This is a genomic window from Burkholderia pyrrocinia (assembly GCF_022809715.1).
Classification (GTDB): Bacteria; Pseudomonadota; Gammaproteobacteria; order Burkholderiales; family Burkholderiaceae; genus Burkholderia; species Burkholderia pyrrocinia_C.
Genome location: NZ_CP094459.1, coordinates 342,276 through 356,207, shown reverse-complemented (window position 1 = coordinate 356,207; position 13,932 = coordinate 342,276). Strand labels below are relative to the sequence as shown.

The window sequence follows — 13,932 nt, the reverse complement described above, 5'->3', positions numbered from 1 at the left end:
AAAAACGGCGGGACACCTCGGTGTTCCGCCGTTTTTGCCGCCGATCGAGGCCGCCTGCCAGCCGACGTCGAATCGTCAGCTCATGCCGCGCGAGCACCCCGGTTCACAGCCGCCCCCAGTGGGCAGCGTCATACCGTCGGGACAGCAGCCCGATCGAGGCTGCGCAGGAACGTCTCGGCCGCCTGATAGCCGACCACGCGCCCGATTTCGTTGCCGCTGCGGTCGAAGAAGATGATGCCCGGCGGTCCGAACAGGTTGAAGCGCTTGAGCAGCGCCTGGTCATCCGGGTTGTTCGCGGTGACATCCGCGCGCACGAGGTGAAGCTTCGCGAGCCGCGCCTGCACGCGCGCGTCGGTAAACGTCAGATGCTCCATCTCCTTGCAGCTCACGCACCAGTCGGCGTAGAAGTCGAGCATCACGGGCCGGCCCGACGTCTTCAGCAGCGCGTCGAGCTCGCTACTGGAGCGCACCGATGCGAACGCGGGCCCGTCCTGCGCGGCTGCCGCGCCCGCCGCCGCACCGCCCGACGCAACCGTGCGAGCCGCAAGCACGGCCAGCGGCTTGACGGGATCGGTCGACCCTGCAGCCAGACCGACGAGCAGCGTCGCCGCCCAGATCGCGAGCGCGGCGCCCACGCCGCGACCCAGGCGGCGCCAGATCGACGCGGCGCCGGCATTCGGCGTGAACAACCCGAGCGCCGCGGCCGCGATGAGCAGCCACAACGCGGCGAGCACCATCTTCAGGCCGCCCGCAAGCACGGGCCACACGATCCACAGCGCGGCCGCGAGCAGCACGATGCCGAAGAACACCTTCACGCCATCCATCCACGCGCCCGCACGCGGCAGCACCGTCCCGGCACCGACGCCGACGACCAGCAGCGGCACGCCGAGCCCCAGCCCCATCGCGAACAGCGCCGCACCGCCGAGCAGCGCATTGCCGGTGTGCGCGATGAAGGCGAGCACCGCGAACAGCGGCGCCGTCATGCATGCGCCGACGACCAGCGCCGACAATGCGCCCATCGCGGCAACCGCGGCGAAATGGCCGCCCTGGCGCGCGCTGGATGCCCCGGCCGCGCCGTTCTGCCAGCGCTCGGGCAGCGCGATGTCCTTGCCCGAAATCAGCGATACGGCGAATGCGGTGAGCAGCACGCCGAACGCGCCGAGCACCCACGGGTTCTGCAGCCACGCGCCGAGACTCTGGCCGACCAGCGCCGCGGCGATGCCGAGCACCGTATAGACCAGCGCCATGCCGACCACGTAGGTCAGCGACAGCGCGAAGCCGCGCGCATGCGTCGCGCGCGTGCCCTGGCCGATGATGATCGCGGACACGATCGGAATCATCGGGTACGAACAGGGCAGGAGGCTCAGCACGACGCCAGCGACGAAGTACAGCGCGACGATCGTGAAGAAGCCGTGCCCTTCGAGCAGCGACTGCGCGAAATCGGCGCTCGTGACCTTGTCGAGCCAGTTGCCCGCGGCAGCCGTTTCGCCGGACGACGATGCGGCTGCACCCAGCGCGGCGCCGTCGACCTGCACGACGTGCTCGGCCGGCGGATAGCAGATCCCTTCGTCCGCGCACCCCTGCGACGTCACCGCGAGCTCGAACGGCCCCGACGCCTGCTTGACCGGCACGTGCACCACGACTTCGTCACGATAGGTCTCGACGTCCTTCTGGAACGTCTGGTCGAACTTCACATGGCCGGCCGGCAATTGGGGCTCGCCGAGCGTCGCCTGCCCGCTCTTCACCGCGAACGCGAACCGCTCGCGATACAGGTAATAACCGTTGGCGACCTTGAAGCGGACGTCCACCTGTCCCGGCGATTCGCTCGCGCTGAACTTGAAAGCGACCGCCGGATCGAGGAAATCGTCGGCCGCGCGCGCGACGGACAGCCCGCCCAGCAAGAGCGCGAACGACAACAGGACTGCAAGAAGCCGCAGCGCGCGCACGCGCACGGGAAGCGCCATACCGTTAAACATGAAATAGACGTTGAGTTTCGCTGGTCACCCACTGGCCGTACGCGGCCGATGCCGTCGCCTGCCACGAGACGATTTCGGGCGTCTCGTACGGATGATGCGCAAGAATAAATCGCTCCAGTTCGAGCGCCCGCACGGGGCTCGTCTTGAACAACAACTGGATCTCGTCGGCCGTTTCGACCTTGCCCTGCCAGTGATAGCGCGACTTGATCGCACCGAGCTCCGACACGCACGCGGCAAGCCGCGCGTCGAGCGCACCGTCGGCGAGCGCAGTTGCCGTCGCCGCATCGGGTACCGTCGTCAGCATCAGCACCACTATCATCCGTGCACTCCTGGCTGGTCTACCGGCTCCTGCCGGCGCGGGTTGCCCATCTGGGAACTACGCCGATTGCCCCGTATCGTAGCGCAGCCCGCGCAACGCTGCCGGGGCCGGCCTGCGACAATCGATCGCAGCCGGCGTCTCAAAAACAAAAAGGGCCAAGCAATCGCTCGGCCCCTTTCAGATACTGCTGCGTACCGGAAGCTTATTCAGCTTCTTGCACGTTTTCCGTTTCGTCGACTTCCGGACGGTCGAGCAGCTCGACCAGTGCCATCGGTGCGTTGTCGCCGACGCGGAAGCCGAACTTCAGCACGCGCAGGTAGCCGCCCGGACGGTTCGCGAAACGCGGACCGAGCACGTCGAACAGCTTCGCCACCGAGTCACGATCGCGCAGGCGGTTGAACGCCAGGCGACGGTTTGCCAGCGACGGCTTCTTGCCGAGCGTGATCAGCGGCTCGACGACTTTACGGAGTTCCTTCGCCTTCGGCAGCGTCGTCTTGATGACTTCGTGCTCGATCAGCGAGTTGGACATGTTACGGAGCATAGCCAGACGGTGGCTGCTCGTGCGGTTCAGTTTCCGCAGACCATGACGATGGCGCATTTCAGTTTCCTTGATTCAAAGTTTTGATCCAGCTCTTCTATCGCACCTCAAAGGGTGCACGGGCCGGTAACGAAAAAAGCAAGATGCGGATTTTAAAGGAAAATCCGCATCTTTGCCAACTGCAGCAACAACCGGGCTTACTTGTCGAGACCAGCCGGCGGCCAGTTCTCGAGCTTCATGCCCAGCGTGAGACCGCGCGAAGCGAGCACTTCCTTGATCTCGTTGAGCGACTTGCGACCGAGGTTCGGCGTCTTCAGCAGCTCGTTTTCCGTGCGCTGGATCAGATCGCCGATGTAGTAGATGTTCTCGGCCTTCAGGCAGTTCGCCGAACGAACCGTCAGCTCGAGATCGTCCACCGGACGCAGCAGGATCGGATCGATCTGCGGTGCGCGCGACGGTGCCTCGGCAGCCGTTTCCGTGCCTTCCAGTGCCGCGAACACGGACAGCTGGTCGACCAGGATGCGGGCCGATTGACGGATCGCTTCTTCCGGCGTGATCACGCCGCTCGTCTCGATGTTCATCACGAGCTTGTCGAGGTCGGTACGCTGCTCGACACGTGCGCTTTCGACAGCGTAGCTCACGCGGCGAACCGGCGAGAACGATGCGTCGAGGACGATGCGGCCGATGATCTTGGCCGTGTCTTCGCCGTAGCGACGGACGTTGCCGGGCACATAGCCGCGGCCCTTCTCGATCTTGATCTGAACGTCGAGCTTGCCGCCCTTCGACAGGTGCGCGATCACGTGATTCGGGTTGATGACTTCGCAATCGTGAGCCAGCTCGATATCGCCGGCCGTGACGACGCCTTCGCCTTCCTTGCGCAGCGTAACCGTCACTTCGTCACGGTTATGCAGCTTGAACACCACACCCTTCAGGTTCAGCAGCAGGTTGACGACGTCTTCTTGCACGCCATCAAGCGTCGAGTACTCGTGCACCACGCCCGCGATCGTGACTTCGGTCGGCGCGTAGCCAACCATCGACGACAGCAGCACGCGGCGAAGCGCATTGCCCAAGGTATGGCCGTAACCGCGTTCGAACGGCTCCATGACCACCCTCGCGTGGTTCTCGCCAAGCGATTCCACGGCGATGATCTTGGGTTTCAGCAAACTGGTTTGCATGGGCTTTCCTTTTCAATACCCTCGGCTCGTTACACCGATAAGGCTGACCGGTAACAACCAGAAAATAAACAGCCGAGGCCCTTCCTTGCGCAACGCAATCGGGGTACCTCGGCCGTCAATCGGATTAACGCGAATACAATTCGACGATCAGGCTTTCGTTGATGTCGCCTGCGATGTCAGCGCGTTCCGGCATTTGCTTGAACGTGCCTTCGAACTTCTTCGCATCGACTGCAACCCAGCTCGGCATGCCGCCTTGCTCGGCCAGCGACAGCGCTTCGACGATACGCGCCTGCTTCTTCGCCTTTTCGCGGATCGCGACGATGTCACCCGCCTTCACTTGCTGCGACGGGACGTTCGCGACGACGCCGTTCACCGTGATCGACTTGTGGCTCACGAGCTGACGCGCTTCAGCGCGGGTCGAGCCGAAGCCCATGCGATACACGACGTTGTCGAGGCGCGACTCGAGCAGTTGCAGCAGGTTTTCACCCGTGTTGCCCTTGCGGCGGTCGGCTTCAGCGAAGTAGCGGCGGAACTGACGCTCCAGCACGCCGTAGATACGCTTGACCTTCTGCTTTTCGCGCAGCTGCGTACCGTAGTCGGACGTACGTGCGCCCGAGGTACGGCCGTGCTGACCCGGCTTGCTGTCGAGCTTGCACTTGTCGGCGAGCGAGCGGCGCGCGCTCTTCAGGAACAGGTCGGTGCCTTCACGGCGGGACAGCTTGGCTTTGGGGCCGATATAACGTGCCACTTTGCATTCCTTTATCAATCAGTCACGCGGATCGAAATCCGCGCTAGTCCGCTCCCTTTGGGGCGAACGGTGGGCTTAGTCAATCAAAAAAGCAACGCCCGTCGACGCTGAGCGGCGACAGGCAATGCGCTAGCACGTGCGTGCCAGCACATTCTTAGATACGACGACGCTTCGGCGGGCGGCAGCCGTTGTGCGGAATCGGGGTGACGTCCGAAATCGCGGTGATCTTGATGCCGAGGCCATGCAGTGCACGCACCGCCGACTCGCGACCCGGGCCCGGGCCCTTGATCCGCACTTCCAGATTCTTCACGCCATATTCCATCGCGACGCGGCCAGCCGACTCGGCTGCGACCTGAGCAGCGAACGGCGTCGATTTGCGCGAGCCCTTGAAGCCCTGGCCGCCCGACGTCGCCCATGCCAGCGCGTTGCCTTGGCGATCGGTGATCGTGATGATCGTGTTGTTGAACGACGCGTGGACGTGAACCACACCTTCAGCGACGTTCTTCTTAACCTTCTTGCGAACGCGTTGCGCCGCGGTGTTCGAAGCCTTAGCCATTACGTTTTCCTGTAACTGTCAGTTCCGCTTACTTCTTCAGCGCTTGCGCTGCACGACGCGGACCCTTACGGGTACGTGCGTTCGTACGCGTACGCTGACCGCGCATCGGCAGGCCCTTGCGATGACGGACGCCACGGTAGCAACCGAGGTCCATCAGGCGCTTGATGTTCATCGTCACTTCACGGCGCAGATCGCCTTCGACGACAAACTTGCCCACTTCTTCACGCAGCTTTTCGAGATCTGCGTCGGTCAGGTCCTTGACCTTCTTCGAGAATTCCACGCCAGCTGCCACGCAGATGCTGCGCGAGCGCGTGCGGCCGACACCGAAGATTGCCGTCAGGCCAATCTCGGTATGCTGGTGATTCGGGATGTTAACCCCTGCGATACGAGCCATTGTTTTTCCTCAAACAAAAAGCGCAAACAAACGCGCGGTCAGCCTTGGCGCTGCTTGTGGCGCGGATCCGAGCTGCAGATCACGCGAACGACGCCTTTGCGCTTGATGATCTTGCAATTGCGGCAAATGCGCTTAACCGATGCCATCACTTTCATGATAATACCCTTTTTTCAAATCACTTCGCCCGGAACACGATCCGCGCACGAGACAGATCGTAAGGCGTCAACTCAACCGTCACCTTGTCGCCCGGGAGAATGCGGATGTAGTGCATCCGCATCTTTCCGGAGATATGCCCCAACACGACATGGCCGTTTTCCAGCTTCACACGGAAGGTCGCATTCGGGAGGTTTTCGATCACCTCACCCTGCATCTGGATTACATCGTCTTTGGCCATAGTCCTTATTAACGCATTGGGATGTTGCCGCCCTTGAAGTTGGCCTTCTTGAGCAGCGACTCATACTGTTGCGACATAACGTACGACTGCACCTGCGCCATAAAGTCCATCGTGACGACGACAATGATCAGCAGCGACGTTCCACCAAAATAAAACGGCACGTTCCAGCGCAGCACCAGGAATTCCGGCAGCAGACACACGAAGACGATGTAGATCGCACCGGCCAGCGTCAGACGCGTGAGGATGCGGTCGATATATCGTGCGGTCTGATCGCCCGGACGGATGCCCGGAACAAACGCGCCGCTCTTCTTCAGGTTGTCCGCGGTTTCCCTGCTGTTGAACACCAGTGCGGTGTAGAAGAAGCAGAAAAACACGATTGCCAGCGTGTACAGCAGCACATAGACCGGCTGGCCCGGCTTCAGCGCTTCCGCAACGTTATGCAACGTATTGGAAATCCAGCTTCCCGTCGGCTGACCGGTACTGAACCAGCCGAGAATCGTTGCCGGGAACAGGATGATCGACGATGCGAAGATCGGCGGAATCACGCCCGACATGTTCAGCTTCAGCGGCAGGTGCGACGACTGCCCGCCGTAGATCTTGTTGCCGACCTGGCGCTTCGCGTAGTTCACGAGGATCTTCCGCTGACCGCGTTCGATGAACACGACCAGGTAAGTCACCGCGGCAATCAGAACGACGATGATGATCGCCGAAATGATGCTCATCGAACCCGTACGCACCAGCTCGAACAGCCCACCGACGGCATTCGGGAACCCTGCTGCGATCCCGCCGAAGATGATGATCGAGATACCGTTGCCCAGACCACGCTCGGTAATCTGCTCGCCGAGCCACATCAGGAACATCGTGCCGGTAACCAGCGTCACGACCGTCGTCAGACGGAACAGCATGCCGGGATCGGTGACGAGGCCCGGCTGGTTTTCCAGCGCAGCCGCGATACCGAACGCCTGGAAGGTCGCGAGCACCACGGTGAAATACCGCGTGTACTGCGTGATCTTCCGTTGCCCTGCCTGCCCTTCCTTCTTCAGCGCCTCGAGCTGCGGCGAGACGATCGCCAGCAACTGCATGATGATCGACGCCGAAATGTACGGCATGATCCCCAGCGCAAAGATCGTGAAGCGGGAAAGTGCGCCACCCGAGAACATGTTGAACATGCCCAGGATGCCACCCGCCTGGCTCTGGAACAGCTTAGCCAGTTGATCCGGATCGATGCCCGGCACGGGAATGTGCGCGCCGATGCGATAGACGATCAGCGCCAGGAGCAGGAACATCGCTCGCCGACGCAGATCGCCGAATTTCGCCGTGCTTCGACCGGGTTTTGCAAGACTCGGGCTGTTAGCCAAGTACCTTCTCCGATGAATGCAAGTGACGACGCGCTACGCGTGTCACTCGGCGAACGAACCGCCAGCCGCTTCGATCGCAGCGCGCGCACCCTTGGTGGCACCGAGACCCTTCACGACGATCTTGCGCTTCAGTTCACCCGTCGCGATGATCTTTGCGCTCTTCGTCAGCTCGCCGACCAGGCCGGCTTGCTTCAGTGCGAGCAGATCGATCTCGTCGACCGGCAGCTTCTCGAGGTCGCCCAGGCGCACTTCACCGACGAATTCCTTCGTCAGCGACGTGAAGCCGCGCTTCGGCAGACGACGTTGCAGCGGCATCTGACCGCCTTCGAAACCGACTTTGTGGAAGCCGCCCGAACGCGATTTCTGACCCTTGTGACCACGGCCAGCCGTCTTGCCGAGGCCCGAACCGATGCCACGGCCGACGCGACGCTTGGCGTGCTTGGCGCCAGCTGCCGGCTTCAGGTTATTCAATTCCATATCAACTCCTTGATCCGTAGGGCCGCTTACGCGATGACCTTAACGAGGTACGAGACCTTGTTGATCATGCCGCGGACCGCCGGCGTGTCCTGCAGCTCGCTGACCGAGTTGAGTCGGCGCAGGCCCAGGCCACGCACGGTCGCGCGGTGCGATTCGCGGGTCCCGATCAGGCTCTTAACGAGCTGAACCTTGACAGTTTTTTCAGACATGGTGACCACCCGGGCTTAGCCCAAAATTTCTTCGACGGACTTGCCGCGCTTCGCCGCGATGTCTGCCGGGGTGGACTGCTTGCGCAGGCCGTCCAGCGTGGCGCGAACGAGGTTGTACGGGTTCGTCGAACCGTGGCTCTTAGCCACAACGTTCTGAACGCCCATCACGTCGAACACTGCGCGCATCGGGCCGCCGGCGATCACGCCCGTACCTGCCTTCGCCGGAGCGAGGAGGACGGCCGATGCACCGTGCTTGCCGTGCACTTCGTGCTGCAGCGTGCCGTTCTTGAGCGGCACCTTGAACATGTTGCGGCGAGCTTGTTCCATTGCCTTCTGGACAGCGACCGGCACTTCCTTCGCCTTGCCCTTGCCCATACCGATGCGGCCATCACCATCGCCAACCACGGTCAGTGCGGCGAAGCCGAGAATACGGCCACCCTTCACGACCTTGGTCACGCGATTGACCGAAATCATCTTTTCACGAAGGCCGTCGTCGCGCTCGTCAGCCTGAACTTTCGCTTGCATCTTTGCCATGACGAATTCCTTCCTTAGAACTTGAGCCCAGCTTCGCGAGCGGCCTCAGCCAGCGCTTTAACGCGGCCGTGGTAGCGGAAGCCCGAGCGGTCGAAGGCGACGGATTCGATGCCGGCGGCCTTTGCCTTCTCGGCAATACGCTTGCCGATCAGCGTCGCGGCGTTAACGTTGCCGCCCTTGCCCGACTTGTCGGCGAGCTCGGCGCGCACTTCTGCCTCGAGCGTCGACGCACTGGCCAGCACCTTGGTGCCGCAGGGCGAGAACACTTGAGCGTAGATGTGCGTGTTCGTGCGATGCACGGCGAGACGCGCGACCTGCAGCTCAGCGATCTTGATACGCGTCTGGCGAGCGCGGCGCAGGCGAGATTGAGTCTTATCCATGATTGCGCACCCTTACTTCTTCTTCGTTTCTTTGAGGATCACAACCTCGTCGGAATAGCGCACGCCCTTGCCCTTGTAGGGCTCCGGCGGACGGTAACCGCGAACTTCCGCAGCTACTTGACCGACTTGTTGCTTGTTGATCCCCTTGATCACGATTTCGGTTTGCGTCGGGGTTTCAGCCTTGACGCCTTCCGGCATCTGGTGCACCACCGGGTGCGAGAAACCCAGCGACAGGTTCAGCTTGTCGCCTTGCGCTTGCGCACGGTAACCGACGCCAACCAGCGTCAGCTTGCGCTCGAAACCCTTGGTCACGCCGTGCACGGCATTCGCGATGATCGCGCGCATCGTGCCCGACAGTGCATTTGCTTCGCGGCTTTCGTCGACCGGCGACAGATTCAGCGTGCCGTCGTTGTTCGCCACGTTCACGAGCGGATTGATCGCTTGCGTGATGGTGCCCAGCGGACCCTTGACGGTGATTGCACCGTCGGCCAGCTTGACTTCCGCGCCTTGCAGCGCGATCGGGCTCTTACCTACTCGAGACATGTTTCTCTCTCCTCGGCTTTAAGCGACGTAGCAGATGACTTCGCCGCCGACGCCGGTAGCGCGCGCCTTGCGGTCGGTCATCACGCCCTTCGGCGTCGACACGATTGCCACGCCGAGGCCATTCATGACCTGCGGAATGTCGTTACGACCGCGGTAGACGCGCAGGCCAGGCTTCGACACGCGCTCGAGGCGTTCGATGACCGGACGGCCAGCGTAGTACTTCAGCGCGATGTTCAGTTCTGCCTTCGCGCCTTCAGCCTTCACCGCGAAATCGTCGATATAACCTTCGTCCTTCAGGACTTGCGCGATTGCAACCTTGACCTTCGACGAGGGCATCGCGACCGATACCTTCTCGACCATCTGCGCGTTGCGGATGCGAGTCAGCATATCGGCGATAGGATCACTCATGCTCATTTACGTTTCTCCTATTACCAGCTCGCCTTGGTCAGGCCAGGAATCTCGCCACGGAATGCGATTTCACGAATCTTGTTACGCGCGAGGCCGAATTTACGGAACGTGCCACGCGGACGGCCCGTGATCGCGCAGCGGTTACGCTGGCGGGTCGGGTTTGCGTTGCGGGGCAGTTGCTGCAGCTCCAGGCGTGCTTCGTAGCGCTCTTCTTCCGACTTGCTTTGGTCTTCGACGATCGCCTTCAGCGCTTCGCGCTTTGCTGCGAACTTCGCGACCAGGCGGGCGCGCTTCTTTTCACGTTCGATCAGTGCCAGTTTAGCCACGGTAACCTCAGTTTCTGAACGGGAACTTGAAGCTGGCGAGCAGAGCCTTTGCTTCGTCGTCGGTCTTCGCAGTCGTCGTGATGCTGATGTTCAGCCCACGCAGTGCGTCGATCTTGTCGTAGTCGATTTCGGGGAAAATGATCTGCTCTTTCACACCGATGTTGTAGTTGCCACGGCCATCGAAAGCACGACCCGACACGCCGCGGAAGTCACGCACGCGGGGCAGGGCAACGGTCACGAAACGGTCGAGGAATTCATACATCGCACGACCACGCAGCGTCACCATCGCGCCGATGGGATAACCCTGGCGGATCTTGAAGCCTGCGATTGCCTTGCGCGCCTTCGTCACGACCGGCTTCTGACCAGCGATCTTCGTGAGGTCGCCAACGGCGTTCTCGATGATCTTCTTGTCAGCGATCGCTTCGCCAAGACCCATGTTCAGCGTGATCTTGGTGATGCGCGGCACTTCCATGACCGACTTGTAACCGAACTTCTCGATCAGGCCGGGCACAACCTTTTCTTTGTAAAACTCTTGAAAACGAGCCATTTTTTACTCCGCTGCGTCAGGCGCTCAGTACGGCACCGGTCGTCTTCAGGAAGCGAACCTTCTTGCCTTCCTCGACCTTGATGCCAACACGCGACGCCTTGCCATTCGCGTCGACCAGTGCGACGTTCGAAATATGCAGGGGCATCGTCTTCGCTTCCACGCCGCCCGTCGTACCCTTCATCGGGTTCGGCTTCACATGCTTCTTGACGAGGTTGATACCTTCAACCGTCACATGCTCAGCACCGACAGCCAGCACGACGCCGCGCTTGCCCTTGTCCTTGCCGGTAACGACGATCACTTCGTCACCCTTGCGAATCTTGTTCATCGCGACTCCTTACAGCACTTCCGGCGCCAGCGAAACGATCTTCATGAATCGTTCGCTACGCAGCTCACGCGTCACCGGCCCGAAGATACGGGTGCCGATCGGCTCGAGCTTGTTATTCAAAAGCACAGCGGCGTTGCCGTCGAACTTGATCAGCGAGCCGTCTTGACGGCGCACACCCTTGGCGGTGCGGACCACCACGGCGTTGTAAATTTCGCCTTTCTTCACGCGCCCGCGCGGCGTTGCCTCTTTGACGCTCACCTTGATGATGTCGCCAATGCCGGCATAACGACGCTTCGAGCCGCCGAGCACCTTGATGCACAGGACTTCACGTGCACCCGTGTTGTCGGCTACTTCGAGCCGAGATTCGGTCTGGATCATGGTTTGTCTTTCCCAACTTAATCCGGATGCACCACCATGATGCATTCGGTCAGTCTTGGTCCCGTCAGCCAATCGGCTGCTTGGGTTGGAACAGCAGCGACGGCAAACGAAACCCGCCATCGCAATTCGGTGAATCTTTCGGACAGGCTGGCGCCAGTCCGCTTCCCCCACCAACTTCGCCCGCGACGGGGCTCCCATAAAGAGGGAAGACCAGGATTATAACAAATAACCCTGGTCACGCAAGCAAAAACTTTGCGATTTCAAGCACTTCGTGGAGAAGTGCCTGTTACTGCCTACCGCACGGCCCGCTTAGATGACGCGAGCTGCTTCGACGAGGCGCGACACCGTCCAGGCCTTCGTCTTCGAAACAGGACGAGTTTCCTGGATTTCGACGAGATCGCCTTCGTTGCAGGTGTTCGCTTCATCGTGCGCGTGGTACTTCTTCGAGCGCACGACATACTTGCCGTAGATCGGGTGCTTGACGCGGTGCTCGATCAGCACGGTGACGGTCTTGTCCATCTTGTTGCTGACGACCCGACCGACCAGCGTCCGCTTCAGCGAGGTTTTCACGCTATCGTTCATTTCTGGTTCGCCTTCTGAGTCATGACGGTCCGCACACGTGCGATGTCGCGACGAACCTTCTTCAGCTGGCTCGTGTTCGTGAGCTGCTGGGTCGCGAGTTGCATGCGCAGGCCGAATTGCGCCTTCAGCAGGTCCGCCAGCTCCTTGTTGAGCGCGGCCTGGTCTTTCTGGAGAAGTTCGGAAGCCTTCATGTTTTCTCCTTAGGCGCCGAGCTGGCGCACGATGAATGCCGTCTTCAGCGGCAGCTTGGCTGCAGCCAGACGGAACGCTTCGCGTGCCAGTTCTTCGGTTACGCCGTCCATTTCATAGAGCATCTTGCCCGGCTGAATCTCGGCGACGTAGTACTCCGGGTTACCCTTACCGTTACCCATACGCACTTCGGCCGGCTTCTGCGAAATCGGCTTGTCCGGGAAGATCCGGATCCAGATGCGGCCGCCACGCTTGATGTGACGCGTCATTGCACGACGCGCCGCTTCAATTTGACGTGCGGTCAGACGACCGCGACCGATCGCCTTCAGGCCGAATTCACCGAACGACACTGCGTTGCCGCGCGTCGCCTTGCCGGTGTTACGACCCTTCTGCTCTTTACGATACTTTCTGCGTTTCGGTTGCAGCATCGTTATTCTCCAGTCTTGCCGTCTTCGGGCTTGCCGGCGCCACGGCGCGGTGCGCCACGGCGAGCACCCGGAGCGCCGCCTTCGCCGTCACGGCGCGGACGACGATCGCCCGGACGCGCATTGCGACGCGGACGCTTGTCTTCGGCTACTTCTTCCACCACCGGTGCGTCATTGCGGCCGAGCGTGTCGCCCTTGTACACCCACACCTTGACGCCGATGATCCCGTAGGTCGTCTTCGCTTCCGAAGTCGCGTAGTCGATATCGGCACGCAGCGTGTGAAGGGGCACGCGACCTTCGCGATACCACTCCGTACGAGCGATTTCGATACCGTTCAGACGGCCGGCGCTCATGATCTTGATGCCCTGGGCACCCAGACGCATCGCGTTCTGCATCGCACGCTTCATCGCGCGACGGAACATGATCCGGCGCTCGAGCTGTTGCGTGATCGAGTCAGCGATCAGTTGCGCATCGGTTTCCGGCTTACGGATCTCTTCGATGTTGACGTGGACCGGAACGCCCATGCGGCGTTGCAGTTCCGTCTTCAGCTGTTCGATATCCTCGCCCTTCTTGCCGATGACGACGCCCGGACGCGAGCTGTAAATCGTGATGCGCGCGTTCTTTGCCGGACGCTCGATGACGACCCGACCGACCGAAGCGTTCTTCAGCTTCTTCTTCAGGTACTCACGAACACCGATGTCTTCCTGCAGCATCGCCGCGAAATTGTTGTTGTTCGCGTACCAACGCGAAGCCCAATTACGGCTGACAGCCAGGCGGAAGCCAGTCGGATGAATTTTCTGTCCCATCGTATGGCTCCTTAATTCCCGACCGTCACAGTGATGTGACAGGATTGCTTCTCGATGCGGTTACCGCGGCCCTTGGCGCGCGCGGTGAAACGCTTGAGCGATGCAGCCTTGTCGACGTAGATGCTCTTGATCTTGAGCTCGTCGATATCGGCGCCTTCGTTGTGCTCCGCATTCGCGATTGCCGACAGCACAACCTTCTTCACGATGCCAGCCGCCTTCTTCGGCGAGAACGTCAGAACGTTCAGCGCCTTGTCGACCGGCAAACCGCGGATCTGGTCAGCCACAAGGCGCGTTTTTTGCGCCGAGATGCGGGCACCGCGATGAATTGCTTTCACTTCCATCTTG

25 protein-coding genes are annotated in these 13,932 nt (G+C 61.2%); all 25 read right to left on the bottom strand.

The window, feature by feature from the left end; all coding sequences use genetic code 11:
• Window positions 1-128: 128 nt before the first annotated feature.
• Window positions 129-1,976, bottom strand: a complete 1,848-nt coding sequence (gene dsbD / locus MRS60_RS01650) for a protein-disulfide reductase DsbD (RefSeq protein ID WP_243565124.1) — start codon at window positions 1,974-1,976, stop codon at window positions 129-131.
• A complete protein-coding gene (gene cutA, locus MRS60_RS01645; RefSeq protein ID WP_034183607.1) occupies window positions 1,969-2,295 on the bottom strand; it encodes a divalent-cation tolerance protein CutA in 327 nt (108 codons plus the stop codon). The genes dsbD and cutA overlap by 8 nt, the downstream gene beginning before the upstream one ends.
• Window positions 2,296-2,497: 202 nt before the next feature.
• Entirely contained in the window at window positions 2,498-2,893 is a 396-nt protein-coding gene (rplQ, locus tag MRS60_RS01640) for a 50S ribosomal protein L17 (RefSeq protein WP_006477175.1), read from the bottom strand.
• A gap of 137 nt (window positions 2,894-3,030) precedes the next feature.
• Window positions 3,031-4,008: a DNA-directed RNA polymerase subunit alpha gene (locus MRS60_RS01635; protein WP_006477176.1), complete on the bottom strand. Its 978-nt coding sequence runs from the start codon at window positions 4,006-4,008 to the stop codon at window positions 3,031-3,033.
• 124 nt (window positions 4,009-4,132) lie between these two features.
• Window positions 4,133-4,756, bottom strand: coding sequence for a 30S ribosomal protein S4 (gene rpsD, locus MRS60_RS01630; RefSeq protein ID WP_006752934.1), 624 nt, complete (start codon window positions 4,754-4,756; stop codon window positions 4,133-4,135).
• 154 nt (window positions 4,757-4,910) lie between these two features.
• A complete protein-coding gene (gene rpsK, locus MRS60_RS01625; RefSeq protein WP_004197937.1) occupies window positions 4,911-5,312 on the bottom strand; it encodes a 30S ribosomal protein S11 in 402 nt (133 codons plus the stop codon).
• Between the two features lie 28 nt (window positions 5,313-5,340).
• Window positions 5,341-5,706 (bottom strand): 30S ribosomal protein S13, encoded by a 366-nt coding sequence (rpsM, locus tag MRS60_RS01620; RefSeq protein ID WP_034183606.1) that lies wholly within the window; start codon window positions 5,704-5,706, stop codon window positions 5,341-5,343.
• A gap of 38 nt (window positions 5,707-5,744) precedes the next feature.
• Window positions 5,745-5,861, bottom strand: coding sequence for a 50S ribosomal protein L36 (rpmJ, locus tag MRS60_RS01615; protein WP_004199844.1), 117 nt, complete (start codon window positions 5,859-5,861; stop codon window positions 5,745-5,747).
• A gap of 20 nt (window positions 5,862-5,881) precedes the next feature.
• A complete protein-coding gene (gene infA, locus MRS60_RS01610; protein ID WP_004521905.1) occupies window positions 5,882-6,100 on the bottom strand; it encodes a translation initiation factor IF-1 in 219 nt (72 codons plus the stop codon).
• Window positions 6,101-6,108: 8 nt separating this feature from the next.
• Window positions 6,109-7,458 (bottom strand): preprotein translocase subunit SecY, encoded by a 1,350-nt coding sequence (gene secY, locus MRS60_RS01605; protein WP_006482915.1) that lies wholly within the window; start codon window positions 7,456-7,458, stop codon window positions 6,109-6,111.
• 42 nt (window positions 7,459-7,500) lie between these two features.
• Window positions 7,501-7,935, bottom strand: coding sequence for a 50S ribosomal protein L15 (rplO, locus tag MRS60_RS01600; RefSeq protein WP_006482880.1), 435 nt, complete (start codon window positions 7,933-7,935; stop codon window positions 7,501-7,503).
• A gap of 26 nt (window positions 7,936-7,961) precedes the next feature.
• Window positions 7,962-8,144: a 50S ribosomal protein L30 gene (gene rpmD / locus MRS60_RS01595; RefSeq protein WP_006400644.1), complete on the bottom strand. Its 183-nt coding sequence runs from the start codon at window positions 8,142-8,144 to the stop codon at window positions 7,962-7,964.
• Window positions 8,145-8,159: 15 nt separating this feature from the next.
• On the bottom strand, window positions 8,160-8,678 hold the full coding sequence (rpsE, locus tag MRS60_RS01590; protein ID WP_006482895.1) for a 30S ribosomal protein S5: 519 nt from the start codon (window positions 8,676-8,678) through the stop codon (window positions 8,160-8,162).
• A 14-nt stretch (window positions 8,679-8,692) separates the two neighbouring features.
• On the bottom strand, window positions 8,693-9,058 hold the full coding sequence (gene rplR, locus MRS60_RS01585) for a 50S ribosomal protein L18 (RefSeq protein ID WP_006477183.1): 366 nt from the start codon (window positions 9,056-9,058) through the stop codon (window positions 8,693-8,695).
• A 12-nt stretch (window positions 9,059-9,070) separates the two neighbouring features.
• A complete protein-coding gene (rplF, locus tag MRS60_RS01580; RefSeq protein WP_006758786.1) occupies window positions 9,071-9,601 on the bottom strand; it encodes a 50S ribosomal protein L6 in 531 nt (176 codons plus the stop codon).
• Window positions 9,602-9,619: 18 nt separating this feature from the next.
• Window positions 9,620-10,015 carry a 30S ribosomal protein S8 gene (gene rpsH / locus MRS60_RS01575; RefSeq protein ID WP_034183605.1) on the bottom strand — a complete coding sequence of 132 codons (396 nt, stop codon included), beginning with the start codon at window positions 10,013-10,015 and terminating at the stop codon, window positions 9,620-9,622.
• Window positions 10,016-10,029: 14 nt separating this feature from the next.
• Window positions 10,030-10,335 (bottom strand): 30S ribosomal protein S14, encoded by a 306-nt coding sequence (gene rpsN, locus MRS60_RS01570; RefSeq protein WP_006482884.1) that lies wholly within the window; start codon window positions 10,333-10,335, stop codon window positions 10,030-10,032.
• 7 nt (window positions 10,336-10,342) lie between these two features.
• Complete coding sequence (gene rplE / locus MRS60_RS01565) at window positions 10,343-10,882, bottom strand: 50S ribosomal protein L5 (protein ID WP_006482882.1); 540 nt, start codon at window positions 10,880-10,882, stop codon at window positions 10,343-10,345.
• 16 nt (window positions 10,883-10,898) lie between these two features.
• The gene (gene rplX / locus MRS60_RS01560; RefSeq protein ID WP_006477187.1) at window positions 10,899-11,207 is read right to left on the bottom strand and encodes a 50S ribosomal protein L24; all 309 of its coding nucleotides are present in this window, start codon (window positions 11,205-11,207) and stop codon (window positions 10,899-10,901) included.
• Window positions 11,208-11,216: 9 nt separating this feature from the next.
• The gene (rplN, locus tag MRS60_RS01555) at window positions 11,217-11,585 is read right to left on the bottom strand and encodes a 50S ribosomal protein L14 (RefSeq protein WP_006482918.1); all 369 of its coding nucleotides are present in this window, start codon (window positions 11,583-11,585) and stop codon (window positions 11,217-11,219) included.
• 309 nt (window positions 11,586-11,894) lie between these two features.
• Window positions 11,895-12,167 (bottom strand): 30S ribosomal protein S17, encoded by a 273-nt coding sequence (gene rpsQ / locus MRS60_RS01550; RefSeq protein WP_006752928.1) that lies wholly within the window; start codon window positions 12,165-12,167, stop codon window positions 11,895-11,897.
• Window positions 12,164-12,358 (bottom strand): 50S ribosomal protein L29, encoded by a 195-nt coding sequence (gene rpmC / locus MRS60_RS01545; RefSeq protein ID WP_006400652.1) that lies wholly within the window; start codon window positions 12,356-12,358, stop codon window positions 12,164-12,166. The genes rpsQ and rpmC overlap by 4 nt, the downstream gene beginning before the upstream one ends.
• Before the next feature lie 9 nt (window positions 12,359-12,367).
• A complete protein-coding gene (rplP, locus tag MRS60_RS01540; protein WP_006482873.1) occupies window positions 12,368-12,784 on the bottom strand; it encodes a 50S ribosomal protein L16 in 417 nt (138 codons plus the stop codon).
• Between the two features lie 2 nt (window positions 12,785-12,786).
• Window positions 12,787-13,587, bottom strand: a complete 801-nt coding sequence (gene rpsC / locus MRS60_RS01535) for a 30S ribosomal protein S3 (RefSeq protein ID WP_006482899.1) — start codon at window positions 13,585-13,587, stop codon at window positions 12,787-12,789.
• A gap of 11 nt (window positions 13,588-13,598) precedes the next feature.
• The gene (rplV, locus tag MRS60_RS01530) at window positions 13,599-13,928 is read right to left on the bottom strand and encodes a 50S ribosomal protein L22 (protein ID WP_004199272.1); all 330 of its coding nucleotides are present in this window, start codon (window positions 13,926-13,928) and stop codon (window positions 13,599-13,601) included.
• Window positions 13,929-13,932: the final 4 nt, after the last annotated feature.